Annotated in this window: 12 protein-coding genes; 4 read left to right on the top strand and 8 right to left on the bottom strand. The window is 49.0% G+C overall.

The genetic code is table 11. The annotated features are described in order from the left end of the window. Window positions 1-8: 8 nt before the first annotated feature. Complete coding sequence (locus tag ACO0K4_RS07240; RefSeq protein ID WP_422955961.1) at window positions 9-593, bottom strand: TRAP transporter small permease subunit; 585 nt, start codon at window positions 591-593, stop codon at window positions 9-11. 391 nt (window positions 594-984) lie between these two features. Further along, entirely contained in the window at window positions 985-2,385 is a 1,401-nt protein-coding gene (argH, locus tag ACO0K4_RS07235) for an argininosuccinate lyase (RefSeq protein ID WP_422955960.1), read from the bottom strand. Between the two features lie 186 nt (window positions 2,386-2,571). Here argH and ACO0K4_RS07230 point away from each other — a divergent pair, with 186 nt between their 5' ends. Both ACO0K4_RS07230 and ACO0K4_RS07225 read left to right on the top strand, forming a co-directional pair. Then, the gene (locus tag ACO0K4_RS07230) at window positions 2,572-3,621 is read left to right on the top strand and encodes a sensor histidine kinase (protein ID WP_422955959.1); all 1,050 of its coding nucleotides are present in this window, start codon (window positions 2,572-2,574) and stop codon (window positions 3,619-3,621) included. Further along, entirely contained in the window at window positions 3,618-4,457 is an 840-nt protein-coding gene (locus ACO0K4_RS07225; protein ID WP_422955958.1) for a LytR/AlgR family response regulator transcription factor, read from the top strand. Before ACO0K4_RS07230 ends, ACO0K4_RS07225 begins: the two co-directional genes overlap by 4 nt. 238 nt (window positions 4,458-4,695) lie before the next feature. On the opposite strand, the gene ACO0K4_RS07220 is transcribed toward ACO0K4_RS07225, so the two are convergent. From ACO0K4_RS07220 to ACO0K4_RS07210, 3 genes are read right to left on the bottom strand one after another with little or no spacing between them, the layout of a single operon-like run. Continuing rightward, the gene (locus tag ACO0K4_RS07220) at window positions 4,696-6,015 is read right to left on the bottom strand and encodes a TolC family protein (RefSeq protein ID WP_422955957.1); all 1,320 of its coding nucleotides are present in this window, start codon (window positions 6,013-6,015) and stop codon (window positions 4,696-4,698) included. A gap of 3 nt (window positions 6,016-6,018) precedes the next feature. Continuing rightward, window positions 6,019-9,141, bottom strand: coding sequence for an efflux RND transporter permease subunit (locus tag ACO0K4_RS07215; protein WP_422955956.1), 3,123 nt, complete (start codon window positions 9,139-9,141; stop codon window positions 6,019-6,021). Beyond that, window positions 9,134-10,288 carry an efflux RND transporter periplasmic adaptor subunit gene (locus tag ACO0K4_RS07210; RefSeq protein WP_422955955.1) on the bottom strand — a complete coding sequence of 385 codons (1,155 nt, stop codon included), beginning with the start codon at window positions 10,286-10,288 and terminating at the stop codon, window positions 9,134-9,136. The genes ACO0K4_RS07215 and ACO0K4_RS07210 overlap by 8 nt, the downstream gene beginning before the upstream one ends. Before the next feature lie 238 nt (window positions 10,289-10,526). Between ACO0K4_RS07210 and ACO0K4_RS07205 the strand changes: the two genes are divergently transcribed. After that, window positions 10,527-11,192 carry a response regulator transcription factor gene (locus ACO0K4_RS07205; RefSeq protein WP_422955954.1) on the top strand — a complete coding sequence of 222 codons (666 nt, stop codon included), beginning with the start codon at window positions 10,527-10,529 and terminating at the stop codon, window positions 11,190-11,192. A gap of 26 nt (window positions 11,193-11,218) precedes the next feature. Then, window positions 11,219-12,547: a sensor histidine kinase N-terminal domain-containing protein gene (locus ACO0K4_RS07200; protein WP_422955953.1), complete on the top strand. Its 1,329-nt coding sequence runs from the start codon at window positions 11,219-11,221 to the stop codon at window positions 12,545-12,547. A gap of 254 nt (window positions 12,548-12,801) precedes the next feature. Here ACO0K4_RS07200 and ACO0K4_RS07195 read toward each other — a convergent pair whose 3' ends face one another. The 3 genes from ACO0K4_RS07195 to trpS are packed head-to-tail and all read right to left on the bottom strand — an operon-like array spanning window position 12,802 to window position 16,179. Further along, the gene (locus ACO0K4_RS07195; RefSeq protein WP_422955952.1) at window positions 12,802-13,698 is read right to left on the bottom strand and encodes a dienelactone hydrolase family protein; all 897 of its coding nucleotides are present in this window, start codon (window positions 13,696-13,698) and stop codon (window positions 12,802-12,804) included. A gap of 43 nt (window positions 13,699-13,741) precedes the next feature. Continuing rightward, on the bottom strand, window positions 13,742-15,064 hold the full coding sequence (locus ACO0K4_RS07190; protein ID WP_422955951.1) for a winged helix-turn-helix domain-containing protein: 1,323 nt from the start codon (window positions 15,062-15,064) through the stop codon (window positions 13,742-13,744). A 59-nt stretch (window positions 15,065-15,123) separates the two neighbouring features. After that, a complete protein-coding gene (gene trpS / locus ACO0K4_RS07185; protein ID WP_422955950.1) occupies window positions 15,124-16,179 on the bottom strand; it encodes a tryptophan--tRNA ligase in 1,056 nt (351 codons plus the stop codon). Window positions 16,180-16,382: the final 203 nt, after the last annotated feature.

The raw sequence follows: 16,382 nt of genomic DNA, 5'->3' as shown, positions 1-16,382 counted from the left end.
ATGCTTTTTTATTTGAGATTATTGGCGGCTTTGATCGCCTCAATTTCTTCTGCTGGCGTGCTCGCGTGTTTTTCGAACTCGCTGGCGTCAATCAAGCCTTGCAAGAAGCCAATACGCTTGATGAGCTCTGAAATACCTTGTAATGTCAGCATCAGGAAGCCGGTAGGGATCAGTAATTTTGCGGGCCAGACAATCAGGCCGCCAGCATTGCTTGACATCTCCTGATTACGTATTGACTCCATGGCATAAGGTGCAGCGAAGTACAGAATCAGAATTGCCATCGGCAATAAAAAGAATACGAAACCAAAAATATCGATCCAGACCTGCGTGCGCTTGGAGAAACGGCCTGCAACGACGTCAATACGGACGTGCTCATTCCTGCGCAAGGTCGCTGAGGTACCGAGCAAGAAAATCGCTGAGAATAGATACCACTGGATTTCCAGCCATCCGTTTGAGCTGATATTGAAGGCATAGCGTATCAGAGCATTGCCCGTACAGATCAGCACGGCAGCTAACAATGCCCAGCTAACTGCCTGACCGATTTTTTCATTGAGCGCGTCAATGAGTCTCGCGAAAGCGATAAGTAAGCGCATAAGGTGTCTCCCTTTAGTCTTTAAATTTTTATGGATTGCATGAGTTACTGCATCCTCTTATGGTCGGGGCAAGTATAAGACATTTCTTTTTGCAGACAAGCATCTGGTGCTCAGATGATGTCTGTTTTGGGGCTGAAAGAGACAAAAGCCGTATTTCTACTTAGGGTCTGTTTGATCGCTGTCCGTAGCTCAGCATAATCCTGATGCAAGGAAATTGACTCTGCTTATAGCGAGTCAATGCGGGGAGCTCAGTGTGAGATATGAGGAACAGGTGTAATGGACTATTTGTCTCGCACACCTGTTGTGAGTGTGACTGGACGCAGCCGCTGAGGTTCGGGTTTGCGTCAATGTTTTTGAGTCTGGCTGATGCTAATTAACTCAATTATGTCTGCTATGAAGCGAGGAGTTTGCTGCGAGCGCGTGCGATTGCTGCTTTGACCTGATTGGGTGCCGTGCCACCAATATGGTCGCGTGCGGCGACCGAGCCTTCGAGCGTCAGTACAGCGAACACATCATCATCAATCAGGTGTGAAAAAGCACGTAAATCTTGCAAACTCATATCGCTCAGATCGCAGCCTTTATCGACGCAGGTTTTGACTGCATGAGCAACTGCCTCATGTGCATCACGGAATGGCAGGCCACGTTTCACGAGGTAATCTGCCAGATCGGTTGCCGTTGCATAGCCTTGCAATGCGGCGGCGCGCATCGCCTCTGGTTTGACGGTGATGCCGCCTGCCATATCGGCAAAAATCCGTAGCGTGTCCGTGATGGTATCGACGGTATCGAATAGAGGTTCTTTGTCTTCCTGATTGTCTTTGTTGTAGGCCAGCGGCTGGCCTTTCATCAGAGTCAGCAGGGCGACCAGATGGCCGTTGACTCGTCCTGTTTTGCCGCGAGCTAATTCGGGCACATCAGGATTTTTCTTTTGCGGCATGATGGATGAGCCGGTACAAAAGCGATCCGCAATATCGATAAAGCCAACTCGCGGACTCATCCAGATCACCAGTTCTTCTGACATGCGTGAGATATGTGTCATGATCAAAGCCGATGCGGCGCAGAATTCAATTGCAAAATCACGGTCGGATACCGCATCCAGCGAATTGTGGCAGACGTCGTCAAAACCCAAGGTCTGTGCTACCCGTTCACGGTCAATTGGAAAAGTCGTGCCGGCCAGCGCCGCCGCACCCAGCGGCAGGCGATTCACCCGTTTGCGACAATCAATCATGCGCTCAGCATCGCGGCTGAACATCTCGACATACGCCAGAATATGGTGGCCAAAGGTAATTGGCTGAGCGACCTGCATATGAGTAAATCCGGGCAAGATCGTATCGGCATTTTTCTCTGCCAGATCCAGCAGGGCAGAGCGTAGATCGCCGAGCAGACCAACGATATTATCAATCGCAGCACGCACATACAGCCGGATATCGGTTGCAACCTGATCGTTGCGTGAGCGGCCTGTGTGCAGTCGCTTGCCTGCATCGCCAACCAATTCGGTCAGACGTTTTTCAATATTCAGATGAACGTCTTCCAGATCGAGCAGCCATTCAAACTTACCGGAATCGATTTCTGCCTGAATCTGCGCCATGCCACGCTGGATATCGGCATAATCCTGTGCAGTAATAATTTTTTGGGTAGCCAGCATTTCGGCGTGAGCCAGAGAGCCCAGGATGTCGAAGGATGCCATGCGGTTATCAAAGAACACCGATGCTGTGTAACGTTTTACCAGATCAGAGACAGGTTCAGAGAAACGGGCAGACCATGCCTCGCTTTTTTTAGAGAATTGTGATGTCATAGCAGAAAGTTAATGAAAAGCGAGTCGATGTACATTCGACGGATATCCAGATTAAGGGCTTACGCAACACAGTTCCAGCACGGAGCATCGACAAGGGCTATACGAAATGTGTATGGCGAGGAGATGTAACGCGGCTGGGGTTTTGTGCGTGAAGCTTGATTATAAAACACCGAGGCGGTTTTCCCTATGCATGAACAAACAAAGTACACGTCGGCGGATGTCTTGATTCCTGATTGCTGCAATATTGGCATCGTATTCCGTGTCCTGATCGTCGTGAACGTTGCTGTGTTGCTGGGCTTGCTGGCGCGCGGGCAGGGCTGGCTGCTGAATCTGCAGGAATTCATCGAGACCGCCATGCTGGTTGAAATGATCAGTCTGTTATCACTATTTGTACTCTGCGGCGTGCGCCGTCTTGCCGAGCTGGATCCTCAGCGTGATAAGTCGCCGGCATGGCTGCAACGCCTGGCATGCGGCCTGGTACCGGCATTAGTCGCCGTGTTGTTGTTACGTGCTCTGGAGCCATTTGAATGGTTTGTTTTTAGTTTTCCGCATCTGAGTGATGTTTTTACGGTCATTCTGTGTTTTATGTTTGGGCTCGCGTTCCAGCACTATTTTGAATTACGCAGCCGCGCCTTCTCTCCTGCATTGGGAGAAGCGCGTTTGCAAGCCTTGCAAGCGAGGATTCGGCCGCATTTTTTATTTAATAGCCTGAATGCTGTGCTCTCGCTGATCCGCGCGGAGCCGCGTCGTGCCGAGACTGCCCTGGAGGATCTGGCCGATCTGTTTCGCGTCCTGATGCGGGATACCCGCGACGTTACCACCTTGAAAGAAGAAATTGATTTATGCCAGCAATATCTCTCGATAGAAAAAATCCGGCTCGGCGACCGCTTGCATGTGGAGTGGGATACTGTGAATCTGGCACCGGAAGAATTGCGAGAAATTAAGATTGCGAGCCTGTTACTGCAACCCTTGCTGGAAAATGCGGTGCATTACGGTGTGGAACCATCTCTGACTACGGCCTTGATCAGTATTACCATACAGCGTAGTTTAGATAAAATAGAAATCCGTATCAGCAATCCTTTTCATGCGGATCAGGCAGTGCCCGGTGGCAATCACATGGCACTGGATAATATACGGCAGCGCTTGCTGCTGCTTTATGACATTGAGTCGCAAATGACGAATCAAATTATCAATGATCACTTCGTAGTGCAGTTGTATTTTCCGTATAAAAAATGACCAAGCCCAGCCTTTTTATTGTCGATGACGAAGCGCCTGCTAGACAAAGGCTGACAATCTTATTGTCGGATATTCAGGCAGAGTGTCCCTGTGATTTGCTCGGTGAGGCCAGCACAGCGCAAGCTGCGCTAGATGGCATACAGACACTCCGGCCAGACATCGTATTGCTTGATGTGCAGATGCCCGGCATGACAGGACTGGAGCTGGCGCAGCACTTGCAACAACGAGCTCTGGAATCAAAAAAATCAGCTTCGTCATCAGGGCAGTCCATCGCCTCGCCGTCGATTATTTTTGTCACTGCTTACGACGAGTACGCGCTGAAAGCGTTTGAAGTTCACGCCATGGATTATTTGCTCAAGCCCGTGCGTGCTACCCGGCTGGCCGAGGCGATTCGCCGGGTCAGCGAATTACGACAGGTCATCAACGCCTCCGCGGATGCCGTATTGGCACAACCCGCACTTGTTTTGCCGACCAGGCGGCAGGCATTTTCTGTACTGGAGCGCAATCGCGTTTTGCTGGTGCCGGTTGCCGATGTTTTATTTTTAAAGGCAGAGCAAAAATACGTCACCATCCACACCAGGGCGCGCAACTATCTGCTCGAGGAATCGCTGACCTCACTGGAAGAGGAAATGTCAGACCGGCTCGTCCGCGTACACCGCAACGCTCTGGTCGCACGCAATGCGATCGTAGGCGTGGAGCGTGCCACCACGATCGTCGACGCCGATAGCGAAAACGAAAAAATCTCCGAATCCTGGCAAGTGATCATGCGCGATTGTGAAGAACGCTTACCGATTTCCCGCCGGCAATGGCCAGTGATCAAGGCGCTGGTGCGGTAATTTTCTCCAATTACTATGTGAAATTGAAAAGCTAATCCGCAAGCTACATGCGCCTTCTGGCTCATTATTGGTCCATGACCCGCATGAACAATGCGGGGTCGGTTTTTGGAAGATTTCTACAACGTCCTTTTTCTGACTTTTCTTCATTGCGAAGTGAATCCACCAAGGTTTTTAGAAGCTCTCTTCTTAGCGGAAGAATCTGTTGAGGTCAAATTGGAAGAAACATATTTTTGAGCCATCAATTTGATGACACATCACCAATACTTTGTAATAGCTTGATCTTCGTGTTCGCTAAATTAGCCTCCGCTTGCAAATATCCAAGATAAATATCGTCTGCGCTACGTTGAGCATTAAGAAGCTCCAGCATTGATGCCGAGCCTTTTTTGTAACTAGTACGAACACCCTCTAACACGCGATCAGAATCACTTAATACATGCTCTTTATATTGTTGGCGATTTTGAGCGGCCGCCTGATATTGCATAAGGGTAGACCGTACATCGGTTTCTGCTTTTAACCTAACCGATCTTAGCTGTAATTCTGCTTGCGACAAGGCTGAGTGTGCCTGTAGAAGCTCTCCGCTTTGTGTTCTGGATAGCGGGATAGGGATCGTCACTGTCAGACCTAGCGTGTTGGAGCGTTCCGCAGGTGAGTTCGTGACGATACCACCAGCATTTTGAATAGCATAAATTCTTGGCGTATTCTTGATGCTCACGTTGACAACAGGATCAATCCAGCGATTTGCTCTTGCTAGCTCGACATTGTCTCGGGCATTGTCAATATTGGACTTAGCCAGTTGCACGTCATCGCGTTTTTCTAAGGCATCACGAAGTAAATTCTCTGCCTCGTCTAATTCCCGGTTGTCAGGTAATTCACACGATAAGCTTGTTCCAGGAAAAACATCAGCATAGCGCTTGCCCAAGAAATTAGATAAGGCTAATTCAGCGCTCATGCTATCGGCTTTGCTAGTGACGACATCGCTATTAAATCGATCGGCTTCCAGTTTGGATTGTATCCACTCAAGCTTGCCAATATCGCCCGCCTTGTATCGAATTTCATTGATGCGAACAATGTCGCGCATTGCCTGAAGACTAGACAGGCGGCGGGTGAGTACAGCGGAGGAGCGGCATGTTTCGACGAAGGCTGTCGACGCGTCGGTGAATAATTGTCGCTTGAAGCTTGCAACACTTGCTTCCGCTACACGGACATTGCTTTTTGCTGATTGAATTCTGGCATCCCGTTTATTTGCGGTTTCTAACGTGAACGCAATCCCCGCTATTGACGTCATCGCTGCATTGGGTTTGTTTGGTCCGTACAGCTCTTTGGAGTCAATCCCGGCTGTGAGTTGCGGATCGGGTCTCAGGCCAGCAATCGTAATACCGGCTTTTGCCGCATAGACTGATTCTTGCTGACTTTCTAAATCAAGACTATGTGCGGCAACCGCTGATAAATACTGTTGTAAATTAATTTGCTTAGTCTGTGCATGCACAGCAGGGGGCAATCCGAGTATGCAGGCGAAAGCAGCGATCAGACGTTTTAGTGGAACAGGGGTGAATTGCATGATTTATCCTTGCTGCTCTATTGCGGTGTTCTGATTACCGGCGACGCTGATGGCCGCCGTTTTATTCGCGAGACGTTGTTCTATGAGGTAGTACAGTGCCGGTAACCATACCAACGTTAGTCCCGTTGCCGTGATGAGTCCACCGACGACGACGGTTGCTAGCGGACGCTGCACGTCGCTGCCCAAACCATGGGCAATTGCGGCAGGTAACAGACCCAAGGCCGCGACGCTTGCCGTCATCAGCACGGGGCGAAAGCGTTCACGGGCACCTTTCAATACAACTTCTTTAAGCGTCAGACTACTTTCGTTACGCAGGCGATTCAGATTGGAGACCATCAGAATGCCGTCCATGACCGCCACGCCAAACAAGGCAATAAAACCGACGGCGCTTGAGACATTGAGAGTCATACCGCGCATGTGCAGTGCAAAAAGACCACCCAAAGCGCCCAACGGTACCGCCAATAAAATCAGAGCGGGCTGTCGCAAATTTCTGAATTGTCCGAATAAGAGAATAAACATTAAGGCGATGACGACAGGTAAAATCACCACCAGACGAGCTTGGGCACGTTGTTGATTCTCAAATTGGCCACCCCAGGTAATCTGGATTTTGGCATGGTCATAGTTCACTTTTGATTCCACTTGTTCTTTTGCATCATCAAGAAATGAGGCCAGGTCGCGCCCCTTTAGACCAAGACCAACAGTCAGATGGCGTTTGCCCATTTCGCGGGTGATGGTACTTTCGCCATCATCCAGCCGGATAGTCGCAACCTGAATCAAAGGGATCTTGGCACCGGTTGACGAAGTCAGTATGAGGTTACCTAATGCATCAGGATCACTACGCGATTCTTTAGTAAAACGGACGCCAATATCATAGTGGCGTTCGTCGATAAATAATTGAGCGATCGGTTTACCTGCAATACCCGTACCAATCAGATCGGTGATGTCTGCGACATTAATTCCATATCTTGCCGCTGCTGCACGGTCAACTTCTATTCTGACCTGAGGTAATGGCGGCTCTTGTTCTATGATGACGTTTTCTGCGCCAGGCACTGTTTTTAAAGTCGCCTCGACCTCTTTGGCAATACGACGAGATTCTTTAAAGTCATTCCCGTAGATTTTTGCGACAAGATCGCTGTGAGCGCCAGCCAACTTGTCCATGACTCCATCGATCATCGGTTGTGTAAAACCGACATGGGTTCCTGGTAATTGCTCAAAGCGTTGCGTCATTTTTTCGATCAGCTCTTGTTTGCTCCAGCCGGATTGCCACGTGTCGTAGGGATGTAAGGTGACGCTGACTTCAATATGAGATGGTGTCCACGGATCAGTTCCCTCATCGTTTCGTCCCAGTTGAGTCACAATGGCAGCCACTTCCTTAAATTCTAAGGTAGCACGGCGTAGTTCATTAGACATGCTGGCGGCTTTATCGAGCGAAATACCGGGTGGTAGAGTGACTTGCAACCAGATTGATCCTTCATCCAGAGTAGGCAAAAAATCCCGCCCTATGCTGGCCCCCAGCGCAACGACCGCAGCAAACGCAAAGGCAAAAGCCAGTATCGTCAGACGTGATGAATGGACTGCTTTCTCCAGCAGCGGTTGATAAAATTGACCAAGTTTTTCCAGTACCGGATTGTGAAATACCTTGCGCGGCTTTTTATAGGCTTGATAGGCCAGGCCGGGTATAAGCGTCAAAGATACTACCAAGGCTCCCAATAAGGCAAAACCGATCGCAAATGCCATTGGCGAAAATAACTTGTATTCGATGCGCTGGAACATGAACAAGGGCAAGTAGGCAGTAATGATCACAATCATGCCGAAGAAAATCGGTTTGCTTACTTGCAGGGCAGTTTGCATGACTATGCTGGCAGTCAATGGTTTGCCATCGTTTTCCTCAAATCGCCGCAAAATTTGCTCCATGACGACGATCGCACCATCGACGACGATCCCAAAATCAATCGACCCTAAAGATAGCAGGTTGGCCGGTATCTTGAAATGGTGCATAAAAATAAAGGCCGTTAGCAGGGACATCGGAATCGTTACTGCCACAATGATGGCCGCCCGGGGACTGCCGAGGAATAGCAATAACACCAATGTCACCAGGAACATCCCCTCCAGCAAAGTTTTACCGACGGTATGCAGGGTCGCATCGACTAACATGGTGCGATCCAGATAGGGAACGATCTTCACATCTTTGGGAAGAACATTCTCATTGAGATCCCTAACTGCTGCATGTACTCCCTCCAGAACTTTAGATGGATTTTGCCCTTTTAAAAGCAGAGTGATTCCCTCTACGGCATCTGGATTCTCATTTTTTCCAAGGATGCCGCTACGTTCCTGATTACCTAGTCTGACTTCACCAAGATCTTTCAATAAAACCGGTACGCCATTTTTCTGGCTCACGACAATGTTGCCTAAGTCATCCAGATTGTTGATCAGGCCAATGCCGCGCACCACAAATCCTTGCTGCCCCCGGTTCAAAATACTACCGCCAGCACTAGCGTTGTTAGCATTGATTGTCTGCGTGATTTGCGCGAGACTTAACTGATATTTACTTAATTTGTCGGGATCAAATTCCAATAAAAATTGTGTCGTAATGCCGCCAAAATTAGTCACATCTGCGACACCTGCGATTTGTTTCAGACGTGGGATGACCTTCCAGAATTGCAACTCTGAGAGTTCGCGTAAATCGCGACTTTTTGATTCCAGTGTATAGCGATAAATCTCACCGATCGGAGACGTCAGCGGATCTAATCCAGGTTGAGCTCCATAAGGCAAGGCTACTGCACTGATACGCTCTTGCAAACGTTGGCGTGACCAGTAATCTTCTACGCCATCCTGGAATACCACTGTGATCAGAGATAGGCCAAACGTACTTTTTGAGCGCATCACATGCATGCCGGGTGTGCCCATAATCTCTCTCTCAAGAGGGATGGTAATTTGTTTCTCCACTTCTTCTGCCGCCAAACCTGATACCTGCGTCACAACCTGTGAGGTTGTGTCCGCGATATCGGGATAGGCCTCAAGGGGTAATTGTTTCCAGCAGTAGATACCGTACAGCCCGACTAACAGAAATACTAACCAGACAATGCCGCGCCGGGCGAAACTGACTTTGACGATATGATCAATCATTGAGAAGTACTCCCTCTTTGATCACAATGCGCTCGCCTGACTGGAGGCCGGAAACGACTTCTATCTTGTCACCTATTTGAGCGCCTGTTTTAATAATACGGGGTTCAAAATTCCATGGTGATTTCTCTACAAAGACGCGGGTATTAAATCCGTTCTGAACTAAGGCTGTCAAAGGAATGGCGGAGGCGCGATGTGCCGAGCCGCTTAAAATCACCTTGGCGAACATACCAGGTTTAAATCGACCGGAGCGATTGTCAATCGCCACGCGGACTTTAATAGTTCGGGTTTCCGGATCGAGTATGTCGCCAATATAACGAACCTTCCCCTCAACAACATCGTTATCGAAGGCGTTAAGAATGATCTTGGCGGTTTGCCCCATAAACAGGAGCGAAGCATCTTTTTCCTGCACATTCGCCACTAGCCAGACCGTCGATAAATCGGCAATCGTCATGAGAGGAACATTCGCATCATTCCAAAAACTACCTTGTGAACCTGTTAATTCAATGACCTTGCCAGCAATAGGTGACCGTAATTGATAATGATGACCGGCGCCTGCGCTTAAGCTGGTACCAAGTTGGGACAGGCGTGCACGGGTTCTTTCAGCGTCACTGTTTGCCTGTAAAAAGTCACTCTCCGCTTGTTCATAATCCTTGCGGGCAGAGATCTCTGCATCTGCCAGCTCTTTCTGACGTTGCAGATTGCGCCTGGCCAGAGATAGTGCCGTCTGTGTTTTGCTGGCGTCGCTATATGCCAGTGCCATGTCAGCGGAGTCTATCGAAAATAGCGGATCACCTATTTTTACGCTATCGCCGAGTGTTTTGTACATTTGAATAATACGACCCGAGACTGGCGGGGTTATTTTAATTAACCTGGCAGCATCTGCCTCAATTGATCCTGGAACATGAATATTTCTTTCTATTGACTGCTCGCTTACTTCAGCAACAACAATAGATTTACGTAATGGTGAAAATTCTGGAATACGTATTAAAGATGATTCTCTTATTAATGAATTTTTATTATTGTCTGAGGGGATTTCTTTTTTTTGTGTAGGCGCATTTTCTTTACTGCAGCCAAACATCATCGTACAAACGATGGCCATTGCGGTCAGCACATATGCGCTGTGGTACTTTTTTTTACACATTTTCATTTTTCTCAATATTCTGAATCACACACGTGGCGCAGGATTCGGTCAAATTCGCGATCGGTATCATGATTCAATTTGTCGACTGTGACGGAGAATACGGATCAATTCTGTCGCAGACATGACAGGAAGCTGACAAAATCCTGACAAGCAAAATTATTGAAGAACTGACAGATCGGCTTGAGGCCAGAGAGTAAAATAAATAAATTGATAGTAGATTTTTTATTCCTTCAATGGATACCTTATGCATGTTTTATTAGTAGAAGACGATTCTGTGATCGCCGATGGCATCTGCAAACATCTCAAGGCGCAAGGCATGGCGATTGATGTCGTCAGCAACGGGATGGATGCATTCGTCGCATTACAAAGATCAGAAATTTCCTTGATGGTGCTAGATATTGGTCTTCCGGGCATTGACGGCTTCGAAGTAGTTCGCCGCTTGCGTAGCCAGGGTAACTTGCTCCCTGTATTGCTGTTAACCGCACGTGACTCCATTCAGGATCGGGTGCATGGGCTTGAACTTGGTGCTGATGATTATCTGGTTAAACCGTTTGCGATACCGGAATTAGTTGCACGCATCAAAGCTTTGGTGAGGCGCAGTGTGCCAGAGATCATTACTCTGCAACTAGCTGGTCTGCATCTGGATCAGACCTCAAAAAGAGCCAGGGTAAACGGTCAGACAGTCGAGCTTTCTGTACGCGAGTGGGCCGTGTTGGAATATATGATGCAACAAGTATCGCGGGTCGTATCAAAACAGCAGATTATTGACGCAATCTTGCCTTGGGGTGAGGACATTACATTAAATGCAGTAGAAGTATATGTGTCACGAATTCGCTCCAAAATAGCAGATGCGGGAGTCACGATCAGAACCATCCGTGGTTTTGGATATATGTTAGAGAGAGTCGAATGATGAGCTCTAGTATTCGCTTTAGTCTGTTGAAATGGTTAATCGCTCCACTGCTCATTACCAATATTCTCGGTGCCGTATTAATTTATCGTCTGGCCTGGGCGCCTGCCAATGCCGCTTTCGATGAGGGCTTAACCGATACTGCCTGGGCTCTGGTTCCCAGGCTTAAGACTGTAAATGAACAGGTCGACATTGATCTGCCTCCGCAAGCGGAGCAAGTGTTGCGTGTCGGTCATTTTGACCCGATCTACTTTATCGTGCGGACTGAAGATGGCCGAGCTATTGCCGGGGACATGGATTTCCCATTACTTCGTACGTCTATGAAGTTAGATGAACCCTTGGCATACGATGGATTGATGCGCAATGGAGATATTCGCGTCATCTCTTTGAAGACGATGCTTAATGGAAAACCCGTATTTATCGGTGTCGCTGAGACGCAAAGAAGGCGGAATAATATTCGTGCTGAGATTTTTGCCGCTTTATTATTTATGGAGGGATTGCTGGCAATCATGTCTGTTGCGATAGTTTGGTTTGCCATATCCAAAGGATTATTCCCTCTCAAAAAAATGCAATCAGATTTGAATTCCCGCAGCTATAACGACTTATCGCTGATTGATATTCATCAGGTCGCTTTGGAATTGCAGCCAGTGGTGAATGCACTCAATGACCTGCTTACAAAAGTAGATGTGGGGGCTTCCGGACAGAGAGATTTCGTAGCAAATGTCGCACATCAATTGCGGACTCCGCTTGCTGGTTTAAAAATGCAAATCGAATGGCTACAGGAGCGTTACAGGACTGAACCAGAGTCTAGTCATTCGATTCAGCTCATGATGTCTGCGACCGAGCGGCTGATTCGTCAGACGAATCAATTTCTTTCATTAGCTCGCGCTGAACCGGGCCAATTTAATCAGACGCAATTAGAAGTCGTACAGCTTGATAAGTTAGTGGAAGAGTCCGTGCAACATTTCATAGAAGAAGCCGATAAGAAAAGTATTGATCTTGGTTTTGACTTGCATCCATGCAAAATAGACGGAAATCGTTTTTTACTCAGGGATCTGATTGACAACCTCATTGACAATGCAGTTCGCTACACACCGGCTGACGGCACTATCACCGTAAGCTGTGTCAATTCAGGAAGTGCGGTGATTCTGGCTGTAGAGGATTCGGGTCCAGGTATTACGAAGTCCGAACACGAATTAATCTTTAACCGGTTTTACCGTATCAGTGACCAGACTAATGGTAGTGGCTTAGGTTTATCTATCGTGCGTGATATTGCGAACGACCATCGCGCCAAAATCAAAGTGTCGCAAGCCAGTGGTGGCGAGGGTACACTTTTTGAGGTGTTCTTTCCCGCTTGAATCTGCACGGGATGTTGATTAGGACTTACGCAAAACGACAATGCCTATCACCATGCAAATGGAAGCCGCAGGCTATATGCGGTTTCCAGAGGCATTTGGTGCCAGAAGGCGCATTCTGCTTGCGGGTTCATTTTGATATTCCATGGAGCCGTGTACTCCTACTGTTCTCTGTGTTTCTGTGCCTCTGGGGTGAGAGGCTTTAGTTTTTGCGCAAGTCTCATTGATGTATAGAGATAGCTAAGTGGATTTTTTGGCTAAAGTTTGTTGATACTCAAATTTTTTTCCAAAAACTCATACATTTCTTGATACGCCGCTTCTCTGGCAACGGGGTTGCTGCCAGTCGTTACCCCCATGCCGGGGTGAGCGCCGTTGGGGACGTCTTTGCGTAAGCGTATAGGCTGATCTGGGGCATCAAAATCATGATAGGAGTCTGGATAAATGCTGACGCTAAGCGGTGCTGGTGACAGCTTTCTTTGCAGACTCAGGCATGCTGCCGGTGGCGTCCAGTCATCGAGCTCGCCGACAAGGATGAGTAGCGGGCTATTGAGCTGATACGATTTTTTAAGATAAGCACTGCAACCCGGATAAAAAGCGACGCCTGCTCTGAAGGCAGGCAGGGCGATGCTAAGTTTGTCCTGATGTTGTTGATTCAGGGTATTCAGTGTGCTGGATCCTCCATTGGACCAGCCAAGCAGGACGACACGGTGTGGATCGACCTCTTTCTGCTGGGTTGCCCATAGCATGGCGCCTAGTGCGTCGAGACGACGATTGTCTGGTGTGATATCGCGAGTTTTGTAGAGCGTCGTGCAAATCGATCGTACGCCGCGAGCGGTGAAGCTATCGACCAGCAAGACATGGTATCCACGAGCCTGCAACAGCTCGGCCATTGCCTGATGACGGGGATGCACGTCAGTCTCATGTCCTTTCTTAGCGCTGTACAGACCGCCGCAGCCATGCAAGGCAATGACCAGTGGACGTACGCCGTCATTGCTGGCAGAGTAAAAAATGCCGTTTAATTCAATTGCTGTATCGTCTCTGGTATCAAGACTAGGGAACTGCACCGGACGACCAGCGGTCGCGGCCATCAGCGGTGTACTGATCAGCAGTAGCATTGGTAGTAGCGTCAGCAGAAGAGTGCGAATAGGTGGCATCGGCTTTCCTTGTGTGACCAACACGGGTCATCAAATTACTTCGTCAAAAATGGACTGCCAGTGAGGTTCCCGATAAGGCCCGCAATAAGGCTTCCAACAGTGCTCCCAATTGCTCTGAGTTGCAATAAACGATCTCAATAGTCTTGCAGGCATGCCAGCTGGCAAACTCCTCGACGACTTTTGCTAAGTCCTTAGCTAATGCCTGACTGATGCGGATGCCTGGTTCGAGATGCAGCGCCTTGATCTCGAAGCGGCCTTCTTTGCGATGGGCTTTGGCATCCATTCTGGCGATCAGTGCGCCATTGCGTAAGATTGGTAAGGTGAAGTAACCATATTGCCGCTTAGGTGCAGGCGTATAACATTCAAGCTTATAGTCAAAGCCGAACAATTCGATGGCGCGCTTTCTGTCCCAGACGACCGGGTCAAAAGGTGACAGGATGCGGGTGTTGGTCGTTTTGAGCGTGCCTGCTACCGCACGTTCCAGCAGTCCGGCATGATCCGGATGGACATATGTCGGCTGGTCCCAGCCGGTGACGCTTGCCCTTAGCAATAGTCCTTGTTCTGCCAGCGTCTCGGGATGGATACGCTGATCCAGTTTGGCCATGCGGAAGTAGTCAGCAACCCAACTGGCTTTTGCAATGCCGAGTGCCCGAACGGCGCGCAGTACCTGCTGTTGACGGCAGTCCTGTTGCGACAGGAGATGCTGCTTGTCTTTCCAGGTCGGATGAACACGCTCGCGTAAGTCGTAAATACGCTGGAAATTATGTCGTCTGGCGACCATGACGTCGCCCATGGTGAACAAGACTTCTAAGGCGCGTTTCTCCGGTTTCCATTCCCACCAGCCGCCAGCTTTGCCGTCGGTACGTTCAAAGTCGGCGGAGCGGGTTGCGCCGTTTTTCTTAATGTGCTGCTTGACGCGGGTAACCTGATCCTGATTTTCACTGAGCCAGCGTTGATTGTATTTCCAGCCCATTTTATGCGGCGAGATCATCTGATGCCGGTACCAGCCGTAATCTTCTATCGGTAAAAAACAAGCTTCATGGGACCAGTACTCAAAAATCTTACCTTCCTCGAGTAACTCTTCCAGCCAGGTGTGCGGGTAGTGACCGAGTCTGCTCCACAGCACCAGGTAGGGGCTGCGGGCGACGACGCTGATGGTATCGATCTGGAGCGCCGACATTTCGCGAATCACCTGCAACACATCTTGCTTTGTTGCTGGCTGATGTCTTGGTTCTAGCAAGCCCTGAGCGGCGAGGTGCAGGGCCCGTGCGGATGTCAGACTGAGATTGGGTGGCAAATCCTGCGGCAGATCTGGCAGCAGATCTGGCAGCAGATCTGATAAACGGCTGGCGGGCGATTTTGTCATGCAGGGACGTCCATAAAAAAAGCAGGATCGCTGTTTGCGTATCCTGCCCGTGTCATTGCTTAGAAGTGCTTCAGACCGATGGCGGCTTTCACTTCGTCGGTAGTCCTTGCTGCGACTTCTCTTGCTCTTTCTGTTCCTTGTTTCAGGATTTGCAACACTTGTCCGCGATCCTTGGCAAACTCTTCGCGGCGGGCGCGTATCGGCGCCAGCATATCTTGCAAGATACCTTCAAGACGAGCTTTGACTTTACTGTCTCCCAAGCCGCCTCGCACATAATGATCTTTCATTTCTTGCAGGGCGATTTTATCGGTGTCGAAGGCATCGAGATAGATAAAGGCGACGTTACCTTCGAGATGCCCCGGATCCTCTACACGCAGATGCAATGGATCGGTATACACATTTTTGACCGCTGCTTTGATCTCTGCCGCAGTGGCACCGAGGTTGATGGTGTTGCCGAGTGATTTACTCATTTTGGCTTTGCCGTCGATACCTGGTAAACGACCGATTTCAGGTACGAGTGCCTGGCATTCAACCAGGATGTCTTTTTTTGCCAGGCGGTTAAAGCGACGTACGATTTCGTTGGTCTGTTCGATCATCGGAATCTGATCATCACCGACCGGTACCAGACTCGCTTTGAATGCAGTGATATCGGCGGCCTGACTGACCGGATAAGTCAGAAATCCCGCGGGAATATCACGTTCGAAATTACGCAAAACGATTTCCTGTTTGATCGTAGGGTTGCGCTCCAGACGTGCTACCGTGACCAGATTCAGGTAATAGAAAGTCAGCTCTGTCAGCTCAGGAATTTGCGACTGAATAAAAATTGTGGATTTAGCCGGATCGATACCTACTGCCAGATAATCCAGTGCAACTTCAAGTACATTATTATGCACTTTGGCGGGATCATCCATATTGTCTGTCAAGGCCTGCGCGTCGGCCAGCATGATGTATTGCTGATATTCATGTTGATATTTGACGCGGTTGCGCAAACTGCCGACAAAATGGCCCAGATGTAAAGGACCGGTAGGGCGGTCGCCAGTCAGGATTAAATGCTGCTTGCCTGCTTCGAGTACGGTACTGCTTGAATTTTCTGCTGTTTGATTAATATCGCTCATAGTCTGCTCTGGTGATTCTGTACGGGTTCTTGTTTGATTCTTGTTTGATCATAGCGGACGGTTCCTCCGCTTCGTTTGCACATAAAAAATGCCGCGGATCTGGGCGACATGGTGATGGACTGCAGGCTGTATGCGTTCGGAGCAGATTCGCTTTGCTCCTAGCTCGCTGTTAGATTACCTGCCGTCAGCTTATCCGCCATTAG

It is taken from the genome of Undibacterium sp. RuTC16W (assembly GCF_049339445.1).
GTDB lineage: Bacteria > Pseudomonadota > Gammaproteobacteria > Burkholderiales > Burkholderiaceae_D > Undibacterium.
Note: the sequence above shows the minus strand (reverse complement) of the source record. Positions and strands in the feature narration are given on the sequence as shown.

Excerpts from the sequence above, each read along its gene's own strand:
- ACO0K4_RS07240 (WP_422955961.1), bottom strand. The coding sequence starts at position 593 with ATGCGCTTACTTATCGCTTTCGCGAGACTCATTGACGCGCTCAATGAA.
- argH (WP_422955960.1), bottom strand. The coding sequence starts at position 2,385 with ATGACATCACAATTCTCTAAAAAAAGCGAGGCATGGTCTGCCCGTTTC.
- ACO0K4_RS07230 (WP_422955959.1), top strand. The coding sequence starts at position 2,572 with ATGCATGAACAAACAAAGTACACGTCGGCGGATGTCTTGATTCCTGAT.
- ACO0K4_RS07225 (WP_422955958.1), top strand. The coding sequence starts at position 3,618 with ATGACCAAGCCCAGCCTTTTTATTGTCGATGACGAAGCGCCTGCTAGA.
- ACO0K4_RS07220 (WP_422955957.1), bottom strand. The coding sequence starts at position 6,015 with ATGCAATTCACCCCTGTTCCACTAAAACGTCTGATCGCTGCTTTCGCC.
- ACO0K4_RS07215 (WP_422955956.1), bottom strand. The coding sequence starts at position 9,141 with ATGATTGATCATATCGTCAAAGTCAGTTTCGCCCGGCGCGGCATTGTC.
- ACO0K4_RS07210 (WP_422955955.1), bottom strand. The coding sequence starts at position 10,288 with ATGAAAATGTGTAAAAAAAAGTACCACAGCGCATATGTGCTGACCGCA.
- ACO0K4_RS07205 (WP_422955954.1), top strand. The coding sequence starts at position 10,527 with ATGCATGTTTTATTAGTAGAAGACGATTCTGTGATCGCCGATGGCATC.
- ACO0K4_RS07195 (WP_422955952.1), bottom strand. The coding sequence starts at position 13,698 with ATGCCACCTATTCGCACTCTTCTGCTGACGCTACTACCAATGCTACTG.
- ACO0K4_RS07190 (WP_422955951.1), bottom strand. The coding sequence starts at position 15,064 with ATGACAAAATCGCCCGCCAGCCGTTTATCAGATCTGCTGCCAGATCTG.
- trpS (WP_422955950.1), bottom strand. The coding sequence starts at position 16,179 with ATGAGCGATATTAATCAAACAGCAGAAAATTCAAGCAGTACCGTACTC.